The organism is Methanosalsum zhilinae DSM 4017 (assembly GCF_000217995.1).
Lineage (GTDB): Archaea > Halobacteriota > Methanosarcinia > Methanosarcinales > Methanosarcinaceae > Methanosalsum > Methanosalsum zhilinae.
In genome coordinates this window covers 502674-527884 of the sequence record NC_015676.1, presented here as the reverse complement: position 1 = coordinate 527884, position 25211 = coordinate 502674, and the positions used below count along the sequence as shown (strand labels likewise).

At 38.3% G+C, this 25211-nt stretch carries 22 protein-coding genes and 1 pseudogene; 17 read left to right on the top strand and 6 right to left on the bottom strand.

The window, feature by feature from the left end:
• Positions 1–64 precede the first annotated feature (64 nt).
• Positions 65–664 (bottom strand): stage II sporulation protein M, encoded by a 600-nt coding sequence (locus tag MZHIL_RS02435; RefSeq protein ID WP_245527558.1) that lies wholly within the window; start codon positions 662–664, stop codon positions 65–67.
• 2 nt (positions 665–666) lie between these two features.
• A complete protein-coding gene (locus MZHIL_RS02430; protein ID WP_013897788.1) occupies positions 667–1515 on the bottom strand; it encodes a DUF63 family protein in 849 nt (282 codons plus the stop codon).
• Positions 1516–1738: 223 nt separating this feature from the next.
• Between MZHIL_RS02430 and MZHIL_RS02425 the strand changes: the two genes are divergently transcribed.
• The 13 genes from MZHIL_RS02425 to MZHIL_RS02365 all read left to right on the top strand — a co-directional run bounded on the left by MZHIL_RS02425 (position 1739) and on the right by MZHIL_RS02365 (position 13712).
• The gene (locus tag MZHIL_RS02425) at positions 1739–2773 is read left to right on the top strand and encodes an NAD(P)-dependent glycerol-1-phosphate dehydrogenase (protein WP_048815606.1); all 1035 of its coding nucleotides are present in this window, start codon (positions 1739–1741) and stop codon (positions 2771–2773) included.
• Between the two features lie 20 nt (positions 2774–2793).
• Positions 2794–3243 (top strand): UPF0179 family protein, encoded by a 450-nt coding sequence (locus MZHIL_RS02420; RefSeq protein WP_013897786.1) that lies wholly within the window; start codon positions 2794–2796, stop codon positions 3241–3243.
• 105 nt (positions 3244–3348) lie between these two features.
• A complete protein-coding gene (locus tag MZHIL_RS02415; protein WP_013897785.1) occupies positions 3349–3969 on the top strand; it encodes a DUF2150 family protein in 621 nt (206 codons plus the stop codon).
• 322 nt (positions 3970–4291) lie between these two features.
• Positions 4292–4687, top strand: a complete 396-nt coding sequence (gene cfbA, locus MZHIL_RS02410) for a sirohydrochlorin nickelochelatase (protein WP_013897784.1) — start codon at positions 4292–4294, stop codon at positions 4685–4687.
• A gap of 10 nt (positions 4688–4697) precedes the next feature.
• Entirely contained in the window at positions 4698–6083 is a 1386-nt protein-coding gene (cfbE, locus tag MZHIL_RS02405) for a coenzyme F430 synthase (RefSeq protein ID WP_013897783.1), read from the top strand.
• 30 nt (positions 6084–6113) lie between these two features.
• Positions 6114–7262: a Ni-sirohydrochlorin a,c-diamide reductive cyclase catalytic subunit gene (gene cfbD, locus MZHIL_RS02400; RefSeq protein ID WP_013897782.1), complete on the top strand. Its 1149-nt coding sequence runs from the start codon at positions 6114–6116 to the stop codon at positions 7260–7262.
• Complete coding sequence (gene cfbC, locus MZHIL_RS02395) at positions 7252–8046, top strand: Ni-sirohydrochlorin a,c-diamide reductive cyclase ATP-dependent reductase subunit (protein ID WP_013897781.1); 795 nt, start codon at positions 7252–7254, stop codon at positions 8044–8046. Before cfbD ends, cfbC begins: the two co-directional genes overlap by 11 nt.
• A gap of 61 nt (positions 8047–8107) precedes the next feature.
• The gene (gene cfbB, locus MZHIL_RS02390; protein ID WP_048815605.1) at positions 8108–9550 is read left to right on the top strand and encodes a Ni-sirohydrochlorin a,c-diamide synthase; all 1443 of its coding nucleotides are present in this window, start codon (positions 8108–8110) and stop codon (positions 9548–9550) included.
• Positions 9551–9609: 59 nt separating this feature from the next.
• The gene (endA, locus tag MZHIL_RS02385) at positions 9610–10665 is read left to right on the top strand and encodes a tRNA-intron lyase (protein WP_013897779.1); all 1056 of its coding nucleotides are present in this window, start codon (positions 9610–9612) and stop codon (positions 10663–10665) included.
• Between the two features lie 27 nt (positions 10666–10692).
• Positions 10693–11088: a DUF2209 domain-containing protein gene (locus tag MZHIL_RS02380; RefSeq protein ID WP_013897778.1), complete on the top strand. Its 396-nt coding sequence runs from the start codon at positions 10693–10695 to the stop codon at positions 11086–11088.
• Between the two features lie 111 nt (positions 11089–11199).
• Positions 11200–12477: a GTPase HflX gene (gene hflX / locus MZHIL_RS02375; RefSeq protein WP_013897777.1), complete on the top strand. Its 1278-nt coding sequence runs from the start codon at positions 11200–11202 to the stop codon at positions 12475–12477.
• A 119-nt stretch (positions 12478–12596) separates the two neighbouring features.
• A complete protein-coding gene (locus MZHIL_RS02370) occupies positions 12597–13265 on the top strand; it encodes a PHP domain-containing protein (RefSeq protein ID WP_013897776.1) in 669 nt (222 codons plus the stop codon).
• Positions 13266–13481: 216 nt separating this feature from the next.
• Complete coding sequence (locus MZHIL_RS02365) at positions 13482–13712, top strand: ferredoxin (protein ID WP_013897775.1); 231 nt, start codon at positions 13482–13484, stop codon at positions 13710–13712.
• A 159-nt stretch (positions 13713–13871) separates the two neighbouring features.
• Here MZHIL_RS02365 and MZHIL_RS02360 read toward each other — a convergent pair whose 3' ends face one another.
• Together MZHIL_RS02360 and mttB are read right to left on the bottom strand one after the other, a co-directional pair.
• Positions 13872–14522 carry a corrinoid protein gene (locus MZHIL_RS02360; RefSeq protein ID WP_013897774.1) on the bottom strand — a complete coding sequence of 217 codons (651 nt, stop codon included), beginning with the start codon at positions 14520–14522 and terminating at the stop codon, positions 13872–13874.
• A 23-nt stretch (positions 14523–14545) separates the two neighbouring features.
• Positions 14546–16033 (bottom strand): annotated as a pseudogene (gene mttB / locus MZHIL_RS02350) ([trimethylamine--corrinoid protein] Co-methyltransferase).
• Between the two features lie 589 nt (positions 16034–16622).
• On the opposite strand from mttB, the gene MZHIL_RS02345 reads away from it, so the two are divergent.
• The 3 genes from MZHIL_RS02345 (at position 16623) to MZHIL_RS02335 (ending at position 20296) form a co-directional block, all read left to right on the top strand.
• Entirely contained in the window at positions 16623–18551 is a 1929-nt protein-coding gene (locus MZHIL_RS02345; protein ID WP_013897771.1) for a hydantoinase/oxoprolinase N-terminal domain-containing protein, read from the top strand.
• Positions 18552–18618: 67 nt separating this feature from the next.
• Positions 18619–19416 (top strand): DUF1638 domain-containing protein, encoded by a 798-nt coding sequence (locus MZHIL_RS02340; RefSeq protein ID WP_013897770.1) that lies wholly within the window; start codon positions 18619–18621, stop codon positions 19414–19416.
• Between the two features lie 100 nt (positions 19417–19516).
• Positions 19517–20296, top strand: coding sequence for a DUF1638 domain-containing protein (locus MZHIL_RS02335; protein ID WP_013897769.1), 780 nt, complete (start codon positions 19517–19519; stop codon positions 20294–20296).
• A 25-nt stretch (positions 20297–20321) separates the two neighbouring features.
• On the opposite strand, the gene mgtE is transcribed toward MZHIL_RS02335, so the two are convergent.
• Entirely contained in the window at positions 20322–21338 is a 1017-nt protein-coding gene (gene mgtE / locus MZHIL_RS02330) for a magnesium transporter (protein ID WP_013897768.1), read from the bottom strand.
• Positions 21339–21569: 231 nt separating this feature from the next.
• Between mgtE and MZHIL_RS02325 the strand changes: the two genes are divergently transcribed.
• Positions 21570–23522 carry a hydantoinase/oxoprolinase family protein gene (locus MZHIL_RS02325; RefSeq protein WP_013897767.1) on the top strand — a complete coding sequence of 651 codons (1953 nt, stop codon included), beginning with the start codon at positions 21570–21572 and terminating at the stop codon, positions 23520–23522.
• A gap of 30 nt (positions 23523–23552) precedes the next feature.
• On the opposite strand, the gene MZHIL_RS02320 is transcribed toward MZHIL_RS02325, so the two are convergent.
• Positions 23553–25175, bottom strand: coding sequence for a methylamine methyltransferase corrinoid protein reductive activase (locus MZHIL_RS02320; protein ID WP_013897766.1), 1623 nt, complete (start codon positions 25173–25175; stop codon positions 23553–23555).
• Positions 25176–25211: the final 36 nt, after the last annotated feature.

Sequence of the window (25211 nt, the reverse complement as noted above, 5' to 3'; positions counted from 1 at the left end):
GGTTAAATTGAATTGATCTATCTAGGAATAAAATCTGCAGGAAAAGCTTAGATCCATGATTATTTCAAATTCCAGTCATGAATATAAACAAAGGAGTTATGAATGTCTCAATAACTGCAGCAACAAACAGAAGGGGGACTATCCACTTCATATAAAATCTTATCCCTTTGACCAGTTCTTCCTTAATATTTGCATCCTTACCGGACACTGCTTTGAGTGTCTCATACCCTGCTTTCATACCTATAGCAGATGAAATAAGAACAACAGGCAGCTCTATGATTCCATGCGGCAGAATACCTGCAACTACAAACATGAAGCCTCTTTCAGCAGCAATCACCTGAACAACAACACCAAGTATCACTCCATTATATGCAATAAATAACAGTGGAATGATACCAAAAGCAACACCCATCACAAGAGCAAATAGACTTTTAATCGCATTATTGAAAAATATAAAGAGCATTATCCCCAGTAGTGGAAGATCCTCTATTATTTCAACCAGCTGGTCAAGTTCACCCATTGCTGCTGATGCAAATTCCGGACTTAAAGACGCATAAATATATCCAGCTATAGCCGAAACTATAAAAACAGCTGTTATCAGTATCAATTGTATTCGAAAGGATTTCAGATATTCCTTTTCCTGAAAATATTTTTCATATACCATATTCATATACCAAATGTTATTCTAAGAGTATTTCTAATGGCTGGCGAGAGACCAAGTATAATTATCACCATTTTAACTATGTTCTTCAGCTCAGCCTCTTCCTTTTCAGATATATATGTATCAAGGACATATATAATTAGTATTATTGTAAATATTTTGAGAGGGTACATCACAAGGGCAGTGTTTGTGACCTCAATAAGGTATGCAGGTACAACATGCTTTTCCTGGTATCCAAAAAAATCAATACCTATGTACGTGGAGCTTGCATCAAGAAGATGGGACCATATTAATGCAATATTTATCCCGGAACAAAACATCACAGATCCACTTTTGCAAAATATCCAGTATATTGCATAAGAAATCGCGGTTGCAGAAATAACAACAAACAAAGGCGCTAGAGGTACTGATACCGTTGCAACAAAGAACAGGGTGGATATGTTAAGTATAAACCATACAGATCCTGCCAGAACAAATGGGGTCCTGTAGTCTCTGATCCATCCCATGATCTCCATCTTTTTTGAAATGACCAGGAATGTCAGAGTTACAATGAAAACTAAAAAATATATGTTCGGAGTTATGAGCAAATAGCTTAATGGAGGATCCACTACACCGGCATCTTCAACTACCCTGAAAGATGCACCTGCAAATACAAAGGGGAGCAGCGCCATTATGAATTGATTATCAATCCTGATATCAAGTCTCTTAAGAATCTTAATGACACCAAATATTGAGATTCCCAGAATTATGGCCCATGTGAGAGTATTTACTATATTATAGCCGGTATCGTATCTGATCGGATCAATATAATATGTATTGAGGAATTGAATAATTTTATCTATAAGTGAATTCATTAGTATAGAATAACAGTGATTCGTATATGAATTTAATCAATTTAACAAAGCCTTCCATTAAATTTATGGACAGGACATTATCCACTGTAGATATTCATTAAAAAAATAGCATAAATTAATCCAGTGATATATCTGCTGGTAATTCTGGCATTGCAATTATATTGAACATCATCTATGTGCAGGTATCATAGTGAATAAAGAAAAAGATATCAAAAGAAAATGGATGCAGCTTCCAAGAAATGTGGTTGTAGGGCATGGTGTCATCAATGAAGTTGCGGATGTTTGTGATGATCTGAAACTGTCCGGGCCTGCTACAATAGTAACCGGTAAGACCACAAATAAAATAGCAGGTGAAATAGTCCATGATCTGCTGGAACAATGTGGACGAGATACTGACATCATGATTTCAAAATCTGCAACAATGGAGCAGGTAGAAGCTGTGATAGAACAGGCAGTTCAAAACAGAAGTAATTATTTACTTGGTGTGGGAGGAGGTAAGTCCATTGATGTGGCAAAACTGGCCGCTACAAAACTGGGTATTCCCTATCTAAGCATTCCAACCGCAGCTTCACATGACGGAATTGTATCTTCAAGAGCATCCATTTCAAATGGAGAAAAAACGACATCTGTTCAGGCAAACTCTCCAATGGCAGTAGTAGCAGATACTGAAATAATTGCAAGGGCTCCTTACAGGCTTCTTGCAGCAGGATGTGGAGACATTATTTCAAATTACACTGCGGTTCTGGACTGGGAACTGGCACATAGACTCAGAAATGTCTCCTTCAGTGAATATGCTGCTGCACTTTCTCGCATGACAGCAAAAATCCTGATAGACTCAGCTGAATCAATAAAACCTGATCTGGAAAGTTCTGCAAGAATTGTGGTAAAGGCACTTGTATCCAGTGGTGTTGCCATGAGTACAGCAGGATCATCCAGACCCGCTTCAGGATCAGAGCACATGTTCAGTCATGCACTTGACATGGTGTCGCCTGTCTGTGCCCATCATGGGGAACAGTGTGCCGTTGGAACTATTATGATGATGTATCTTCATGGTGGAGACTGGCGCAACATCAGGGAAGTATTAAAAACCCTCCGGGTGCCGGTAAGTGCTGAAGAGTTGGGTATTGAAGATAAATATATATTGGAAGCGCTTCTTGTTGCACACACAATCAGACCACAGAGATATACAATATTGGGATCAGGTTTAACCCCATCAGCAGCAGAAAAGGTTGCAAAGATTACAAAAGTAATCAAATAAAGGCAAAAGTGGTGTATAATATGACCAATAATGACACAATAATAACACTTATCGGATCACGGCTTGCAAAAGAAGGGCTTGAATTCATATTTGAAGGAGAATCTGCAGAATGCAGTCAGTGTAAACTTAAGAACATCTGTACAAGACTTGAGAAAGGCAGAAATTACAGGATAACCAAAGTAAGAGATGGTGTATTACATGACTGCCAGGTTCATGATGTTGGAGTATTGCCCATAGAAGTTACAAAAGCACCTGTTGTAGCAACTGTGCAATCAAGAAAGGCTGTGAACAGTTCTAAGCTTTTATATGAATCACCTAAATGCAATGAAGTTAGCTGCAAACTATATCAGATCTGCCATCCAAAATCTATTAAGAACGGGGATAAATGTACTATAGTTGAAGTTCTTAAAAGTGTTGAAGACGAATGCAAAAAAGGATATCCTCTCAAAAAAGTGAAATTGCAGGTCTAATATATTTAAGCTAGTACAAATGTCAGAATATGTGGATCATATAGAATAAAAGCTCCAAAATGAATTATTTATTATAGAATAAATTGGGATATAAATGTGATTTTTATGGTTGAAGAGCAGATTCATCAAGAATTCTACACAAAAAAACGATGGAATAACTGGATAAACAAGGTCAAGGAAGCAGATCTGAAACTCACCAACGAAGAATCCGGGGAATTGGATGATACAGGATTACTACTTGTCAATATGCAGGATGATGTAATTCTTGCATGCCTTAAGGTAATTGCAAAATTTGAGAGAGATGCAGTCTCCCAGAGGGAGGCATTACATATTCTTTCACAGATAAAGGATATTGTTCTTGAAGAAATTGAGCCAATCTCAGAAGACATCGATATGATGTTTGATTCAATACAAACTTCACTGATGGGGGCACTGGCTGCTTGTGAATGTTATATCAATGGATCGTATGAAAAAGACGCAAATATTGAAGAGCTCTTCAAAGCTGCAGTTGAATCTGAAGAACAGGATGATATTGATTCCGTATTCAGATATGTAGCCGAGATTGGGGCATCCGTTCTTGCAGGTGCAAAGTTGCCAGAATCACTGCTTGAAGATGTACAGTATGGTCCTGTGGCTGAGCTGATGGATGGCATAGACTCAATTTCTGCTGCAATGGTCGGAGCAGACAGTTACAAGGAAGATGACGGGGATTATGAGCCAGTATGATTGTATTATATAATTAACAGACAGTATGCTATTTTTTACAATTTTTTTGAATATTGTATCAGATTGCATTATGAATCAGATACATTAATTTCTAATTATATTCTTAAAAATAAGCAATTGAATCTAGTGCAACTTTTAGCAGTTTTATGACAATTTATACAGTGCACAAAACACTGGTGTAAACAAAGACATCGGTCAGGATGTATAGGTATGAATATATTCAAAAGTGTTATATCAAATGACTGACCACTAAAAATACATATTGTAGTAACACAAAATAATATATTTGTGTTATCAGTACTCAATTATAAGAGGTATACAAATGACTGAAAAAATAGGAATTTTAGCTATTGGACACGGAAGTAGATTACCTTATAACAAAGAAGTGGTTACATCGATAGCCAATAATATTGCCGAAAAATATGAAAATGTTGTTGTAAGGGCTGGATTTATGGAACACTGTGGCCCTTCTGTTGAAGAGGCACTGAAAGCATTTGATGGTACCGGTGTTACAAAAATTGTTGCAGTTCCAGTATTCCTTGCATCGGGAGTTCATATAACTAAAGATATCCCGGCAATCTTACAGTTAGATCCAGAAACACAAAAAGGATCTGTTGAAGTAGATGGAAAAGAAGTACCCTTACTTTATGGAAAACCCCTTGGAAATCATGAACTGATTGCAGACCTTGTATATACCAGAGCCCAGGAAGTCCTTTAAACAGTACTTTATGAATGAAACAGGAAAGAATATCGCTGTGCTTGACCTTACACACGGCGGTATTGCTATTGCTAAAAAGCTATCCCTGCTTGGATTTGGTGTATATGCAGTGGATGTATACCAGACAGTCACAGACAGCGTAAAGTCAGAGCTGCTCAGCATATACAACATAGGCGTATCATCAGATCCACCTGATATTGAAAACATAGATACTGTTGTATCTCCTGTACATCTTGATCCAGATTATATTCTACTTAAACAGGCGAAAGCTGCCGGAAAAAAAATAATATCCCATCACAGAATCGTGGCAGAAATACTGGCAGAAGAAAAAAAACTGGAAAAAGCGACAGTAATTGAAATTACAGGAGCACAGGCAAAGACAAGTACATCAACAATGCTTGCTGACATTCTGTCCCGCCAGGGAGATGTTATCCTTCATACCTCCCGAGGATTGGAATACTGGACATCAGGGAACTGCAAAGTGATTCATAAAGGACTTAGCATAACACCTGCAAGCATTTTGGAAGCTGTGGATATTTCAATATCTAACAACTTCATCCCGGATATATACATATTTGAGGTTTCTATAGGAGGCACAGGCTACAGTGATTTAGGCATCCTTACTACAACACATCCAGATTATAAGATAGCTGCAGGAAAGAAACAGGCAAGCAGTGCTAAAATGCAGATTATCGAAAATGCATGTTGCAGAAAAAAAAGAGTATTGTGTATTAATAATGCAGCATTGGATACCGTAAAATGTACTGAGATATCAAACGGATCATGTCAGGAAATGATAACTTTCAGTACTACTTACGACCAGAAAGCTGATGCTAATATTTATCTGCAGGATAACAGGATAATAATTAATTATCTGGACCAGCATTATCTTACTATTCCTGTTCAAGGGGGGTATGATCCATCCTCATATACAATAGCAATGGCAGCAGCAATCACAGCTTCAATTGCTATGGGCATCGAAAGTAAAATGATTCAGCTATGCATCAGTGGTTTTTCAGGCATATCCGGCAGGATGCAGAAATATGATCTTGATGGTAGGACACTTATAGATAACTCTAATTCAGGTATGAACATAGTCCTTGCTGAGAAGGCACTCAGATATGCGCTTGGAATAAAAAATAAAAAAAATATAGTAATGCTGCTGGGTGAAGAATCCGCACAGGTATGTGAGGGACTGGATCCTGAAGATGTTTCAAAGTTTATAAAAAGGCATGGTAACATGATCGATAAACTGATACTTATTGGCGGACGTATGATGCCAGTTGATCACAAAGATGTGATTTATGTATTAGGTTTTGAGGAAGGTCTCAATGAGGCATCCAGAATTTCAGATGATGGAGACATTATAGTTTCCTGTGTGAAATGTTTCAGATAACTCTTATATTAATCAACTACAGGCGATAAAATGAAAACAGATCAGATATCTATTATCCATCCACGTCCAAGTTCTATTGTTGCAGCTCTGTACACACTTCGAGATCTTGATGTGGATGTTGCTATTTTGCACGGACCAGCAGGATGCTCTTTCAAACATGCCAGACTTCTTGAAGAAGATGGTGTACATGTTCTAACTACAGCCCTTGATGAAAATGGATTCGTATTTGGGGGACATGATGAGCTTGTATCACTGATCAAAAAAGCTGCAGATATGTTCAATCCGGGTTCAATGGCAGTTGTGGGAACATGTGCAAGCATGATCATCGGTGAAGAACTTCATGATGCTGTGGAAGAAGCTGGTCTGAACATACCGGTAATAGAAGTTGAAGTACACGCAGGATATCGGGACAATACGAAAGGAGTCCTTCTGGCGCTTGAATCTGCAGCTGATGCAGGTCTTATAAGCGATACTGAATATCAACGGCAACAAATTATACTCAAAGAAGCAACAGAGATTGAAAAAAAGCATGGTGCAGCAAGTAAATCATATCTTGCTCCATCCAGGGGAGATGTAAAATACAGTGTTGCAAAGCGTGTTATGAATCTTCTTAAAGAAGGGAAGAAAGGAATAATCATAATGAACGCTAAAAAAGAGACCGGGTACATGTTTGCAGATGTCATACTTGCTGTAAATGAAATTGCAGAACAGATGAAGGTAGAGTCCAATATTGTAAATATGGCAAACATTGATCAAACATTGGGACTTCCAAGAGTCCGTAGCCATGCCAGAAATATCATGTCTGATTTTAAAAAGCATGGAACTCAAATCCATGAGATTATTGGCGGAATGGATGAATATGCTATTACAGGAAAATATATAACAAAAGCGATCCGGGAAAAATATAGTAACTATGATTTTGCAATTATTGCAGGAGTTCCCCATGCAATACCAGCAGACGTTATCTCAGGTATGGAGATAATATCTATTACCAACGGTCCAAGACAGGTACTCCCACTAAAAGAGATGGGACACGAACATGTAGTGGTTGAGATAGACCTGCATCCAAGAACACTTGGTGTCAGCTCTATTGTAGAATCAGAATTTGGTGCTACTCTAAGAGAGATTGGAAAAGAATTAAATTCACAAAAAAACGGGAGTTTGCTGCATGAAAAATAGGAAGATCATTGCAATTTATGGAAAGGGCGGTATTGGAAAATCAAGTACCGCGTCCAATATTGCCGCAGCATGTGCAGATGAAGGATATAAAGTAATGATCATTGGCTGTGATCCAAAGAGTGATTCTTCAATTAATCTGCTTGGTGGACAGCGAATTCCAACTATTATGGGGCTACTGCGTGAGAGCGTAGATATTCAGGAAGAAGACATTATTTTTGAAGGGTACAATGGAGTAAAGTGTGTTGAAGTTGGTGGTCCTGAACCCGGTATTGGATGTGCAGGAAGAGGTATTATTGTTGCAATTCAAAAACTAAAAAGTGTTTCAAAGGCCCATCAGGAAATGGATCTTATTATTTATGATGTGCCTGGCGATATTGTCTGTGGTGGGTTTGTAGCTCCTATCAAAAAAGGGTTTGTTAACGAAGCATATGTTTTGACATCAGGAGAATACATGCCACTTTATGCTGCAAACAATATTTGCAGAGGACTGAATAAAATAAATACTCCTCTTAGCGGAGTCATCTGCAATTCCCGTGATGTAAGCCGTGAGAGGGAAATTGTTAAAAAGTTTTCTGAAGAGCTTGGAAGTGAACTTATAGCTTTTATACCAAAAGAGCAGATTGTACAGGACTGTGAGCGTGAAGGTTTCTCTGTGATTGAGAAGGAACCGGACTCTAGTATTGCAGATGTTTACAGGGAACTTGCCAGAAAGATCATGTCACAGAAAAAAGCTTCAAATCCAGACCCAATGGATGATGAAAAGTTGCGCAGCCTTACAAGGTGAGTTGAACAAATTGACACTCAATGAAAAATATTTTGATGATAGCAAAGACCAGTCAGATGATATGGTTTCTGTTCCAAGAATACTGCTATCAGCAGACAGATCATCTTCCGGTAAAACAACTATCATGATGGGGATCCTATCAGCTCTTGTTTCCAGAGGCTACAGTGTACAGCCTTTCAAAGTTGGTCTGGATTATATAGATCCAAGCTATCATTCAGATATTACTGGAAGAAAGGCACGAAATATAGATGGATATCTGATGGATGAGACGGATATAATTGATACTTTCGTACATGCATGTAAAGCAGAAGGTGGAGCAGACCTCGCAGTCATTGAAGGTGTCAGAGGCCTCTATGAAGGGTTTGACAGTCTCAGGGATACAGGCAGTACTGCTCAGGTTGCCAAGATACTAAAATGTCCTGTGATCTTTGTAATCAATGCAAGGAGTATTACACGATCAGCTGCAGCACTTGTAAATGGCTATAGATCATTTGACCCGGAAATCAACATTGCAGGAATAATTCTCAATAACGTAGGTGGAGAAAGACATGCCAAAAAGGCAAAAGAAGCAATTGAACATTATACAGGTCTGCCAGTTGTGGGAATTGTTCCAAGAGATCCTAAAATGCAGATATCCATGCGCCACCTTGGACTTATTCCTGCAATCGAAAGCCAGCAAAAGATCACAGAATATAATACCAGAATGGAATACATTCAAAATGCTATAAACAAACGTATCGATGTGAATAAATTGATTGAGACCGCGTATCAGGCGCCTCCTGTAATTAGAACTGGTAAAAGCATGTTCAAGCCAATATCCACATCGGGTGAAGGGCCGGTCATTGGTGTTGCACTGGATGAAGCATTCAATTTTTATTACCATGACAATATTGAGATGCTTCAGGCTGCTGGAGCAAGTATAAAGTATTTCAGTCCTTTACATGATAGCAAAATCCCTCATGTTGATGGAATATATATTGGAGGAGGGTATCCGGAACTTTTCGCATCTGAGCTGGAAAAAAATACACTAATAAAAAATAGAATATACGAACTATCTTCAGATAATATGCCTATTTATGCAGAATGCGGTGGACTTATGTACCTTACTGAAAAAATAACAACAGGTGCACACAACAGCAATGATAGCATATATAATATGACTTCAATGGAAAAAGCCACCTATGAAATGGTAGGAGCGCTCCCTGGACATACATTGATGGGAAATAAGAGGGTAGTCAGCTATAATACCGGAGTTCTAAATATGGATACTGTTATAGGAAAATCTGGAAATATTTTTAAGGGCCATGAATTTCATCATTCAGAAATCACAGATATTCCTGAAGGTACCAAATTTGCCATTGATCTGTCCCGGGGGGAAGGAATTGTAAATGGAAAAGATGGGTTGACCGTAAATAATACAATCGGATCCTATGCACATCTTCATGCCGTATCATACAAAGAATTTGCACTCTCTTTTGTGGATTTTATGTCGAATCTCATGTAAGAGCTGCGATATCACTTCAGAAAGGCAATTTATTTGAAATCAATACTGGAGCATACAATTTGATAGCTAGATTATTGGAAGATAAGGTAGAACTCGATAAAGATGCAATTGATATTCTGTATAATACTGGATATTTTGGGCGTCCTAGAGGAAATGTGCTTGAGCTAAGCCTTGTAGAAGCAGCATATTTATTGTACCGTGAAAAGATCAGTATAACAATGGATTCTGAATCTCTCAGTTTTCCTGAATTTTTCAAAATTGCCTCCATGCGCCATAGGTATTTTGAACTCAAATATATCGTGTACAAGGATCTAAAAGAAAGAGGATTTTATGTCCAGCCCAGTGTGGCTGATTTTAGAGTATACCCAAGGGGTGGCCATCCTGGTAAAACCCCTGCCAGAAGCTATGTATATGTCAGATCTGAAAGATCTTCAGTTAGTATTACTGAATTAATGAAGTCCCTGAACACGGTTTCAAACGTACGCAAGCAGATGATTCTGGCAATCGTTGATGAGGAAAGTGATATCACCTTTTATGAAGTAAAAAAAATCAGCATATCAGGTCAGATGGAACAATTCAACGATAATTTAAATGCAGAATCGTCCCTGCTGGAGGACAGGGTGATAGTATGGGATAAAAAGGCATCCAGCGATCTGTACAATAAAGGATTTTATGGTAAACCACTGGATGAAGATAGACTTCAGTTATCACTTATTGAATCTGCCTACCTTCTTGAAAAAAATTTGATTCAGATAAAGGACAGAGAAAGAGATAAAGTGCTTGATTCTGACTATTTTTTCAACAAAGCTTCAGAGATAGAGCCTGAATTTTCAATAAAATATCATGTATACCGTGACATGAGAGAAAAGGGGCTGGTCCCTAAAACAGGTTTTAAATTCGGGACCCATTTCAGACTGTACATTGACATTGAATCTCCAAAGAAGATCCCACATTCAGAATATCTTGTGCATGCCATTTCAGAAAATCATATATTTATATTGCCCATTATGTCAAGAGCCATAAGGCTTGCAAACAGCGTCAGAAAGAGAATGGTCTTTGCATTAAATTACAATGGAAATTATGAATACATAGATATTGGAAGAGTCAAAATGTAATTGACTCTGTTTTATGGACTAGATATCATGAGAGACATAGTTGCGGTTGATATTTCTGGGCGGCACAGAACATCTAGAGGGCATTATTATATTGTATGTGCTGCTGTTTCTTTATCTGTTTCTCCGGATCATATAGAAAAAATACATCAGGTAAATACAAAGGCTTTTAGAATGTATAGGCCTCTTAAAGTACTGGATGTAGTTCAAATTATTGAAAAGACCGTTTCAAATATAAAGAGGGAGGGAGTAATTGTTACTGAAAAGGGGGACATGTACAACAAACCGCTAAACTTTGTATCTTCAAGATTCAAAGGTGAATTCAAATATCAGGAATCAATAAGTGAACGTCTTGCAGTCCAGCTTGCTCATCATATTTCCCTGAGTTCAAGAAAACTCCTGGTCCAGGAATTGGACAAAATCTAATATTATAGAATTGTTGTATATCAATCATCCGCATATTTTATAAAGTATTACTTATTTAAATGAGTGATTCCATATCTATAATTAAATAATACATTTCTGGTGTAGCATAAAATGAAAAAAGCAGTCCTTGTCCAGAGGAATGAACCCGAAAGCGAGGAATATAGAAATTCCAGCAGACTTCAGGAACTAAAAGAACTTGCAGAATCTGCAGGTTACCTGGTAGTTGACGAGGTTACTCAAACAAAAAATCCGGACAGAAATTATCAGATAGGACGCGGAAAAGCAGACGAATTGTCCCGGATAGTAGCAGAGACAGGTGCAAATAAGATCATCTTTTACAATCAGCTCAGTATAATGCAGATATATAACATATCACAAACATGCAGATGTGAAACCATTGATAAATTTCACCTTATACTCGAAATATTTGCAACAAAAGCAAAGACAAAAAGAGCAAAATATCAGGTCGAACTGGCAAAACTACATTACGAACTTCCAAAAGCAAAGACCATTGTATCATTGCTAAAGAAAAAAGAACGTCCAGGATTCATGGGGCTTGGTAGTTATGAAGATTCCTATGAAAAGGATATCAAAAACAGAATTTCCCGGCTTAGAAATGAACTTGGAAGGATGCAGAAGGACTATGAAAATCTGCGAACAACCCGTCACAATAAGGGATTTTCTATAGTTGCTCTTGCTGGATACACAAATGCAGGAAAAAGCACACTCTTTAGTGAAATGGTAGATGAAAATGTGGAAGTGGAAAACAGACTATTCACTACTCTTTCCCCCACAACACGTTCCTTCCAGGTAAATGGCAGAAAATTACTTCTAACCGATACCGTAGGATTTATTGAAGACCTGCCACACTGGCTGATCGATGCGTTCAAATCAACACTTGACGAGATATTTCTTGCAGATGTAATATTGCTTGTTGTGGATGTGAGTGAACCTGTTGAGATCATAAAAAAGAAACTGGTTGCATGTCATGATACTCTATGGGAACAAATAGAAGATGCTCCAATTATTGCTGTTCTAAATAAGGTTGACAGGATATCAGAAGAAGATCTTGTTTGCCGCATATCTGAAATTGAATATCTTACTCCCAATCCGATAATAATATCTGCAAGTGAGGGGACAGGTATAGAAACACTTAAACAGAAGATATTTAGTTATCTGCCTGTCTGGAAAAGAAAAGATTTGCAACTTCCAATATCCGATTCCGGGATGTCTATAGCTTCCTGGCTATTTGATGAAGGGATTGTACATAACATAAAATACACAGACAGGATTTTAGTAGATGTTGAAGCAAGGGATGAGGTCATAAACAAGGCAAAAGCTGTTGAAAGGGAACTACATGCATATGGCCATCCAAAAAATCAATTATAAATTGTTGGGATTATGCTATGAAGTAATCCCGTTTAAGGATGTACACAATATATTAGTTGATCTTAGAAGGAAGTTTAATTATACAAATATATAAGTTCTAAGTAGGATATTGTTTATTTATGAGATTTGATCTTCATGTTCATTCCTGTTTTTCAAAGGACAGTAATTCGGATATAGACTCTATACTGATACATGCAGTAAAAAACGGAATGAACGGAATTGCACTATGTGACCACAATACAGTGGAAGGTTGTTTTGTGGCTGTGGAGAGGGTCAATGAGCTGGAACTTGACCTGATGGTTATACCTTCAATAGAAGTTTCCTCTGCAGAAGGCCATATACTGGTACTGGGAATAACTGAGAGCATAGATGCTCATATGTCAGCTGAAAAAACTATTGAGAAAGCAAGGGAACTGGGTGGAACAATTATAATCCCACATCCATTCAAAAAAATATCCCATGGGCTGGGCTATATTGAGGGGATTGATATTGACGCTGTTGAAGTAATAAACTCGCGATGTCTTACCAGTAATTCCAATATCAAAGCTCTCAATGCAGCCCGATCACTTAGCATCCCTGGAGTTGGTGGAAGTGATGCACATATACCACAGATGGTTGGAAGAAGCTACACAGATATAGATTCAAAAAACAGTACTGTAGAATCAGTTCTTTCAGCTATTAAAGAAGGAAAGGTTCAGGCCGGAGGATCTCTAACACCAACTCATGTTGTGATGAAACAAATGTTTTCTGGAATAGAGCGCCTATTTAAGAGACGGTTGATCGGATAAAATACATGCTATGCATTATGAGTATTACTGTTTCCAGACATCTATCATAAGAAAATAGACGGGCTACATTGTTTATACTTAAGAACTGCTTAATAATGTTCATTAAAAAACCGGTTTAGCATGGCTGAAAATACTGATACTTTGAGCATTGATAAAAACCTATAAATAACATAATTGACCAGTTTTCAATTGATTATTTTATATTGGGGGTAAACAATGGCAAACAGAGAAAATAAAGTTTCAGAAAATGTTTCTGGTCCATATTATGTAGACGACGAATGTGTTGCATGTGAAGTCTGTGTGGAAATAGCACCAAATCATTTTAAGATGACTGAAGATGAATCAGCCGCATACGTCTATAAGCAGCCAGAAAGCGATGAAGAAATAGATATCTGTGAAAATGCACTTGCTGAATGTTCTGTGGATGCAATCGGAAACGATGGGTGATTTTTAAATTTATTTTATTATTTTCTTTGATGATTGCATGTATGGATCGCACCATAAGTCAGTATGGGATACAGATTCTTAAAATAACCAGGGTTTTACAGAAAATATTCGTATAAAAAAAGAGAATGCATCAGATTGATGCATTCATATTCTCACTTCTTAAGGGAAGAGAGATTTAAGTTTTGCTACTGCGTCACCTGAGTTCTCAGCGTAGATGTCAGCACCGATTTTGTTGGCCCAGTCCTGGGTTACAGGAGCACCACCGACCATTGTCTTGACCTTGTCACGAATACCTGCTTCTTTGAGCTGTTCTTCGATCTGTGTCTGTGTGATCATTGTTGTGGTCATCAGAGCTGAAGATGCTACAACCTGTGCATCTATTTCTTTTGCCTTGTCAACGTAGTTCTTTACAGGTACATCCCTGCCAAGATCAACTACTTCAAATCCGGCGATCTTGAGCATGGTGGCTACAATATCCTTACCAATCGAGTGAATGTCACCCTCAATTGTTCCTATAACTACCTTACCTCTTGCCTTGGACTCTGAAGCCTTCTTTTCAAGTTCTGGAGTCAGAACTTCAACACCTGCGCTCATTGCCTCGGATGCTGCGATAACGTGTGGAAGGAAAAGAGTGCCGGATTCGAACTGATCTCCGACCTCATTCATTGCAGCGGTAAAACCTTCCTCAATTAGTTCAGCTGGATCTACACCTGCTTCAATTGCTTCCTTTGCCACTTCAGCTGCTGCGTCTCCATCAAAATCAAGAATTGCAGCTTTTCCTTTTTGAATAATTTCCTCTTTTGTTGCCATTAATAAACATCTCCTCAATAAATTTAGTTTCCTGCTACCTGTCTGTCAGCTTTGTCAACGATTGCCTTCATGTCCTTGAGTATATCAGCATCAATTGGTGTAACAACGTGGTTCTTCATAACATCTTCAACTTTCTCATGTGCTGCTGTTGCGATATCCTTTGAGCCAGCATTTCTCCAATCACCAAGCATAAGCCTATTGATAAGTTGTGGGTTGGATGGAAGATCAATGTATTTTCTTGTCTGCTTATGTGCAAGGAAGTTCTTACCAATGCCTACTTCCTGAATTGCCTGCACACCAAGTGACTCTTCATTAACTGGAATTCCTTCCATTACCTTCTTTGTCATTGCAATCATATCATTGTCAAATACAAGCTGTTCCATTGAAAATGTCATACCAAGTTCAAGCATACCTGCACCATAGAGGGTGTTTGCACCGGAAAGAGCTGGTAGAAGAGTGGTCATTGTCTTCTCATGGCCAGCCTGGCCGTCAGGTATCTTGGCGTCTGCCTATGAACCTGCAACAAAAGTTGGCAGACCATAGTACTGACCCAGCTTTGCAACTGCTGCACTGATCATTCCAAGTTCTGGTGAACCGACTGGTGCTGTACCCCTCTTCAGGTCAAAGGTTGTTGTTGAGCTACCATACATAACAGGTGCTCCTGGCACAGTCAGCTGCGCAAGTACAATACCGGAAAGAACCTCTGCATTGTGGGTTACCAGTGTTCCTGCAAGATGTACTGGGGATGATCCTCCTGCCATTGCCATACTCAAAACATTTACAGGAATGCCATTGCGTGCACCTTTCATGATTACCTGGCAGGCGTTGTCACCAAGCTCCAGAGGGCTTGTTGGACACAGAAGCATTGAGAAGATTGGTTTCTTTCTGGCTTCCTCTTCATCTCCACCATAGTATGCCTTTGCAATGTCAAAGTAGTATTCCACGTTCTCCCCAACAGGATCAATGTGGTGGAAGTGCTTTGATGTGTTCACCAGTGGAGTGAATGTCTCGTGTACATCCTGTGCACCTTTTCCTGCCCAGTCACGAGCAGATACTGCAAGTGAATAGTAGTTAATGTTTTCTGCCCAGTCACAAAGTTTTGCAGTGTTTGCAACGTCTTTTTCTGTAGAGTCAACAGTTTCAAACTTGCCTGGTCCAAGATAGTTACACATCTGAACACCGGTACCAAAGCAGGTCCAGTGAACTTTTCCTTTATGCTCTTTTACGACGTTATTCTTCTTTTCACGGCCCCATAGAGTGAATTTTGATGGAGCAAGCTGAAGTGCTCTGTTTACAAGATACTCTGGAATCTTTACTACGCGTGTTTTGTCGTCAACAATACATCCGTTTTCCTTGAAAATCTGTCTAGCTTCTGGATTTTCAACTTCAATTCCAGGGTTCTGGAGTACTTCCATACTTGCATAATGGATTGTTCGAAGTTCATCTTGTGTGAATAATTCCAGACGAACTCCTTCTAAAATGTCCTTACCTGGGTAGAAATTTTCTGCCATATTATTTAACCTCCTTACTAATATCCTTGCTCGAATATATTGCGGGTATGTTCTAAAAGTACTGTATTCATATTTACATCTTTTATTCTTCCCCGCCATGGGTGCCGCACCAATTAGGCAGCAGCCATGTTTGGAATAATTATCTGTGGACCTCATGGATACAATTTGTATACTCATCGATATCCACAAATATTGTCCAATTATCATAGTCTCTCAAATATAGATATATATAATTATCGATTAACTTCTACAATTTATTTATTGTTTGTCAAACGATATTTCACAATCAGCAATCATATATTACTTACAGAGATCATGATTTGATAGATAAGATCGAGCAGCCATATCAGCAAAAACTATAAATATTGCTATCAAAAAAAGCCATTTGATGAGACGTATTTAACCTGTAAATTAATTTATTTTATAGAATGTAAATAAAATTTATCATTTCCTGTTTACGTAGATATATATAAGAGAAAACTTGAACCAATTTATACAGCACACATCAGATCATTTACATCATAGTTGATGATCAGTACTGATCACAAAAATAAACTGGTTGCCGCAAAACACAATGGAGATAGACAATATGCAATACAGCTTAGGAATCGATGCCGGTGGAACATATACAGATACCGTAATTATGGAAGATTCAACCGGAAATATCCTGGATTCAAACAAAGCACTGACTACTTATCCGGATCTCATAACAGGAATCAAGAGTGCAATTGAAGGATTGAATGAAGAATACCTCAAAAAAGTAAAGCTTGTCTCGGTTTCAACGACCCTTGCAACCAACACCATCCTTGAAAATACAGGATACCCTGTCGGACTTATACTGATTGGAGATTATGAAATACCGGATAAATCGTCTTTGCAGCACTATATCCAGGTAAGTGGAGGGCACACCACCACCGGGGCAGAAATGGATGTACTGGACATTGAATCAATTAAAGAATTTGTACTCAGAACAAAAGATAAAGTATCTGCTTTCGCAGTTTCTTCTTATTTTAGTGTGAGAAATCCGTCACATGAGATCCAGGCAAAGGAAGAAATACAAAAAATTACAGAGATGCCGGTAGTGTGCGGACATGAACTGTCACAGAGTCTGGGAGCTTTTGAAAGAGCAGTAACAGCCTATCTCAATGCCCAGCTGATTCCAATTGCGCATCAGTTCATTAATACAGTTCTCAGTGTAATTGAAGACAAAGGAATTGACGCACGACTGCTTATGCTAAGATGTGATGGATCGGTCGTCAGTATCGAGGAAGCGCTTAAAAAGCCGATAGAATCCATATTTTCAGGTCCTGCTGCAAGTCTTATTGGTGCGTCCTTCCTTGCGAAAAAAGATACCTGTGCAGTAATTGATGTTGGGGGCACAAGTACCGATGTTTCAATGATACATGATGCATTAGCAGAACTTACAGATGAAGGTGCAAAGGTGGGAGGATGGAAAACAAAGGTAAGGGCTATCAAAATGGAAACTTCTGCAATGGGAGGAGATACTCATGTATGGGTTAAAAACAGAAAGATATACATTGGCCCCCGCAGGGTTATACCACTATGTGTTGCCTCCGAACAATATCCGGGTTTTATTGAACAGCTCAAAAAGGGAAGAACCCCTGCAAGACTGGAGCTTGGAGAGAATATCCAGCCCACAAAATTCTTTGTAAGAACAGGAAAAGATCTACCTGAGATCACATCTGCTGAAAAGGAAATTCTCAACATTATTGAGGATGAACCTGTGTCCATCAGTGATCTATTCTGGAGACTTAACAAGTTTCCCTCCACTGCAATAATAGATTCCCTGATACAGAAAAGACTTGTACAGGCAATCGGGTTCACACCAACTGATGCACTTCATGTCCTGGGAGAATATAATGAATGGAACACCGAAGCATCAGAGACTGGTGCCACATTGCTTGGAAGGCTATCTGAGAAAAATAGAACTGAGTTCGCATCCCATGTGAAAGAATTAGTAGCCTATAATATGGCACTTAATCTGATGTCATACATTCTGGAAGATGTAGATAAATCCCAGATAAAGCGAATTATAGAAGGAGATTATTTTACATTATTCAAAGTCAAGTTACCTGTCGTATTACTTGGCGGACCTGTAAGGGCATATGTAAATGAATTAAATGATCTGTTAGATGCTGAAATAATACTTCCGGAGTATGCAGAAGTTGGAAATGCCGTAGGTGCACTTGCAGGTAAAGGAATTAAAAGAATCGAGATCATGATCCGGGCTGGCGGGTATTTTAACTCAGAAAAAGTATTCCTGATATTTTCACCCCGTGGAAGGGACAAGGTTCCTGATTATAAGCAGGCTCTGGATTTTGCATGCAAGCTTGGAAGAGAATTGATCTTTGAGTACATGGAAGAATCAGGCTTTGATACTGAAGATGTGGAAATAAAGGTCACAAAAAACGACATTACAGTAAGTGGTGTAGGAATTCCAATAGAAACAACACTTACGTTTGTAGGTATTGGTAAACCGGTTATAGAAGAAGATTAACATCGGGTAGAAAAAAATTCTGCACATGAAAGAAGGTTTTCATAAATAAAAGACGGAGATTTAGATTATGCCCCTGATGAGCCTGATAGGTTGTAAGGTATTTGAAGACGAATTTATTCACCTGCTTGAAAATGATCCAGATATCGATAGGGTGATTGTTATTGATAGTGAGGACTCAGAAAGTTTTGCAAAAAAACTGAATGAGATCAATTACCCATATGAAATGTGTCATTCTGAAGGTATATCTCATGTGGTTAAAAATAGTAAGAACAGTGAATATATTGCTGTCATATACATAATGGAATTTGCCTATGACGCAAAACCTGAAGTCCTGAAAGAAGAAGTTTACAAACAGATCGATATCATGAAAGAATACTCCGATGGTATATTGATCTTTTATGGATTATGTGGTAACGTTCTTGGTAATGTGGAGCAGGATTTTGAAAGTGTACCATGTGCTGTACGTATACTAAAAGATGAACACGGAGACGTTGTTGACGATTGTATATGCGCTACACTGGGAGGAAAGAAACAGTATATGGACACTCTAAGACGATTCAAAGGAAAAGGAATCTATTTTTTGACACCTGTCCAGGCATCCTACTGGAGAGAAATGCTCAAGATTGCAAGGGTTACACCTGATCCAGATGACATTGAGATGACGAAGCTGGTTTTTGACTATTCAGGTTATGAAAATGTTGGAAAGATATGTACCGGCTTATCCTATGAAAAGGATTATGATCAAAAGATAGAGGAGTTCGCATCTCTTTTTGACTTTGATATTGTTGAGCTGGAAGGCGATTTAAGACTTATAGAAAACTGTTATTTTGAACTGAAAAATGAGATTCTGGATCATAAAAGTTAAAAGATTATAGCAGCAACCACCTTACCCAGAAAATATAAATATATTTGTAAATATATTACAATTATTATAAAAATTTCAACTATTTCAAGGTGGACACAAAATGCCTACTATGAGCATAATAGGATGTCAGGTGTTTGAAGACGAAATAGTTTATCTGATAGACAATGATCCTGATATTGATCAGGTGGTTGTGCTCCAGAACGGTAAAAGTGATAACTTGATTGATAAAATTAAAAAACAGGGATATACACCAGATGTTGTAAGTTCCACAGAACTTGGTTCCCACTCAGGAACAAATCACGAGCATTTTACACTAATAATTGACCTTCTTGGTGTAGGTCTGCATGCGTCTCAGTCCAATCTGAGATCAACAGTATACAGTGAAATTGAAAAATTAGAAAAGTACTCTGACGGCATCCTGGTTCTGTATGGACTTTGCGGAGGAGCATTACACAATATTGAGCAGGATTTTGAGAATGTAAGTATACTAAAAGATGAAAATGAAGATATAGTGGATGATTGTATCTGTGCTTCACTTGGTGGAAAAGAGAAATATATTGAAGTCTTGAAAAAATATAGCAAGCAGGGTACATATTTTTTGACACCTGCTCAGACCGTTTACTGGAAAGACCTTGCAAGAGCATCAAAACTTACACCTGATCCAGATGATACAAAGACAACTAAAAAGGCATTTGATTATCTTGGATATAATAAAGTAGCAAAAATTAATACCGGTCTTTCATATGAAGAGGATTACGGTAAAAGGGTAGATAATTTTGCAAAGAAATTTGATTTTGATGTTATCGAACTTGAAGGTACTTTAAAACTTATTATGGACTGTTACCTCAAAATCAAATGGAAACTGCAGAAAAAATCTTAATATAAGTGTTTCCATTCATGCACATTCAAAAACCCTGCAAAAAAAACATGGCAATTGCAAAATAAATTAGCAGTGAAGTTACATCTTTTATTGTAGTTATCATGGGTGTTGACACTGCTGCTGGATCAAATCCAAGTACACCTATTATCCAGGGAATTATATATCCAAGAATTGATGCAAGAAAGCAGACACTAACTATGGTAAAAAATATAACGTAAGATAACTCAATGGATCCCTGCCACATATAAGCTGCTCCTGCAGCAAGCAAGCCAGTCAATGCACCAATAAAGAGCCCAACAAGTATTTCTGAAAGTAAAAATTTCATAAAATTTTCATTATTAATATGGCCAACAGCCAGCCCCCTTATGAAAATCGTAGAAGCCTGAGACCCGACATTACCGCCCATATGCATTATCACCGGAACAAAAAAAGCAAGTGCGATCATAGAACTGAGAATTTCCTCGTATCCTTCAATAACCACTCCTGCCATTAGTCCACCAACAAGTCCAAACATGAGCCAGGGCAAGCGTATTTTTAGTATCCCAAAAGCTGATGACTCCAGTACTGCATGACTTCTTGAAATTTCTGCATCAGAAAATAACATACCTGCACTTTTTAATATATCTTCAGATGCTTCTTCCTCAACCACATCAAGCATCGCCTCTGAGCGCACGACACCCATGAGCTTGTTTTCATCATTGACAACTGGAAGTGCACGATAAGGCAGATCTGACATTTTGTTCATTGCTACTTCAATATCTTCATTGTCTATTAGGAATATCACCGATCTATTCATTATCCTTGATACAGGAACATCGCCTCTGGCATTGAGTAAATCACGAAGTGACATCACTCCTACAAGCTGGCCATCATTGTTTACCGCATAAACATAGTAAACTGTTGTTTTTCCTATATCAGGTTTAAACTGGCTGAACTGGTATATAGTATCAGCAACTGACGTATCCCAGCTGATCGATAAATATGAACAATCCACTACATCACGAACTATATGATGATGTTTATCAAGATTATCTCCATCCATTCAAATACCCCCGTTAGCAGATTAGCCACTAAAATATATATTATTAAGCTATAAAATGACAGCACATTTTATATATCTGCTTAACTTCGGTATCCAGAAAACAAAAATCAAAGATCTGTCAAAATTAAAAGGTATTTGATTATGTCTAAACAATAAAAAATACGGAATTTTCTATTTAAGCAATCAATGGGCAATTTCACATTTCCCTGAGTTTATGGAGCTGACTAAAGTATGGAATACAGTCTTGGAATAGATGCAGGTGGAACGTATACAGATGTGGTGATCATAGATCAAAAAAAGAATATCATCCAGACCAACAAATCACTTACAACATACCCTCTTTTGACCAATGGCATCAAAAATGCACTTGATGGGCTCAGTTTAGAATACCTGAAAAATGTAAGCCTTGTATCAGTATCTACAACCCTTGCAACTAACACCATCCTTGAAAATACAGGATATCCGGTCGGACTAATAATGATAGGAGACTATGAAATACAGGATTCACCTTCATTTCAATATTATACTCACATCACTGGTGGCCATGACAGTCTGGGAAGAAAGACATATGATCTTGATATTAAATCTGCGATGAATTTCATCCACAAAGTAAAGGATAGAGTATCTGCATTTGCAGTATCATCATATTTTAGTGTACGCAATCCAGAACATGAAATCGCAGTTAAAAAAGCAATTCAGGAAATAACAGAGATGCCTGTGGTATGCGGACATGAACTGTCACAGGGTCTGGGTGCCTATGAAAGAGCAACCACAGCCTATCTCAATGCCCAGCTGATTCCGATTGCATATCAGTTCATTAATACAGTTATCAATGTAATTGAAGATAAAGGAATTGAAGCAAGAATTCTTATGCTAAAATGTGATGGATCTGTTGTCAATATCGAGGAAGCGCTTAAAAAGCCGATCGAATCTATTTTTTCAGGCCCTGCTGCAAGTCTTATCGGTGCGTCCTTCCTTGCAAAAAAAGATACCTGTGCAGTAATTGATGTTGGTGGCACAAGTAGCGATGTTTCAATGATCCACAGTTCAATTCCAGAACTTACAGATGAAGGTGCAAAGGTCGGAGGATGGAAAACGAAAGTAAGAGCTATCAAAATGGAAACCTCTGCGATGGGTGGAGACAGCCATGTATGGATCAGAAATCACATGATCCATATTGGACCAAGTCGAGTGATTCCACTGTGCAGGGCTTCTCAGATGTATCCATCAATTATAAAAGGATTGGAGGCAAGCCAGCACATACTGAGATCACAGCTTGGAGAAAATATACAGCCTACTAAATTTTTTATGAAAACCGGGAAAAAACCATCCACACTTTCAGAATCTGAAAAAAAACTATTTGATATGATTCCTGATGAACCTGTTTCAATAAGTGACATTTACTGGGATGAAAATATATTTCCTTCACCAATGATACTTGAGAAGCTGATCAAAAAAAGGCTCATACAGGCAATTGGATTCACCCCAACTGATGCACTTCATGCACTGGGAGAATATAATGAATGGGATCATAAGGCTTCCCTGCTTGGAGCCGATCTGCTTGCAAAGTTTGCAGATACAGAAGGTAGGGAACTTTGCTCCACCATAAAGCACAATTTTACAACCAATATGATTAACAACATAGCTTCTTTTGTTCTGGAAGGTGTAGAATCTTCTGAAATAGAAAAAATACTTTACAGTAATTTCCATGCACACCTCAATTTCGATATCCCTGTCATCCTTATTGGAGGGCCTGTTGGTGCTTACGTGGAGGATCTTTCCAGAATGATTAACGCTGAAGTGATAGTCCCAGACCATTCCGATGTTGGCAATGCTGTTGGAGCTGTTGTTGCAAAGGGAATGAAAATTATAACTGTCCTAATAAAATCCAGTTATAGTGAATCAAAATATTCTCTCAGACCATCTGCTTGGATAGTATTTTCTCCTGATGAGAGAAATGAATTCGATACATATGAAGATGCAATTAAGTATGCCAATGAGTGCGGGACCCGAATAGTCATAGACTATATGGTATCTTCTGGCATCAGCCCTTCAAATGTCATAATAAGAATAAATAAAAATGAAACATATCCTCCAAAAGGAAGTGTGCCGGTAGAAACTAATATCACCTTTGTAGCAACAGCAGATTTTGGAGATATTACATATCTGGAATCAAACACTTAAAAAATTTATACATATGAGATCAACTTTGACTCATCTTTTTATCTGGATATCCTTGTAATGTATAGCACTTTCTGGACATATAGCCACACACCGCCTGCAGCTTGTACCAAGGCATTTTTCTGTAGAATATTCAGCTATGAGTTCACCATTTCGTTCAACGATGGTTATGGCATCCTCAGGGCATTCGGTTTCGCATTTATGGCAAAAGATACAACCATCTGTAACCTCAGTAATCACAGTACCGATTTCCCTAACTATATCTATACCTTCTTTACCAACATCTGAAATATCTTTGACCATCCTTCTTTCGATCACTGGATTTTGAAAAATCTCAGGTGGTTTTGGAATATTGTACATTTCCAGCATCTCATTATACATTTCAAGGGGCATTCCATGTGTCCAGTATGAGAGTTCAGATAGGTATATGTCCGTAAATGTACTGCTTTTTGCCATCATCAAATGATCTGCAGTTATCCTGCTGGCTATTTCACTGATCTCATCAAGTTTTGAAGAATCCATAACAAGATCCTTTGCAAGTGCTATTGAAGTATTTCCAAACTGAACTATCTTTTTCGAAAAATTTGGAACAAGCCCTATTTTGCGGGCTTTATCTGCATCCACATATGTACCTGAAGCACCGGACATATACATGTTCTTGAGATCCTCATATTTGACTCCGGATTCCACAAGCAATGCCAGGTGAGCAGCTCTTATTGCACCTATTGCCTTACCTGCTTCCTCAATATCCTTATCCCTTAGAACAATATCTTCTCCAAGTATCAGCTTTCCATTGGGTAGGTGAGGTAATTTTTTTATAATTCCTGTATTCACTGCCAGTGAGATCGCAGCAATGACACCGGTTCCGGTGATTCCTTTAGGCTTTACTTCTCCTTCATCTCTGATCTCACCTGTTACAGGATCTATCAGGTATCCTTTTTTCTCTTCCATGCGCTCGTTGAGCACAGTGAGTCTCCATACACCATCCTCCTCATTCACATTGGATATCGCACCCGGACTTGCCAGCATCCCACAGTCTATCCCCTGGCCTTCAATTGCAGGCCCTGCAGCAGCACTGCCTGTTATGATGCGATCTCCAATCTTTAAGGCCATTTCCGCATTGGTTCCATAATCAGTTACAAGTGAAATTTCCTGCTGATTCATGAAATCGGTCTTGATCATCATGGCAAGGGCATCTGCACCAATCTCGTGCTTGATGGCTGGAGGAATTATTATTTCAGCATTTGGAAGTTTTACATCCCTGTTAAACAGTTCATCGGCTGGAAAAATCCGTGCCTCCCTTTTTACATTCTCAACTCCAAGTTTTTTCTGTTTGCTTTTACCTGCATAGGCAAGATCCCTTATTTCCATATTCTGGAATAATGATAACTGGATAGGATTTCCACATACTGCCAGCCTTTCAATCTTTGATAGATCCCGGTCAAATTTTAGAAAAATTTTTTCTATAGTTTCAATTATTATTCCGTGAGCAATATCCGGACCTGACTGGATCGCAAAATCCAGATGATCCATCACATTTCCTCCAGGTAATGGATGGTTCATGGTAATTACTGTTTTTACAGTTTCTTTATTCTCAAGGTCTATCAACTGAGCACGAAAACCGCTTGTTCCCAGATCCAGTGCAATGCCATACATATTTGCTACTCCTGTTTTTAATGGAGGTTTTATCTA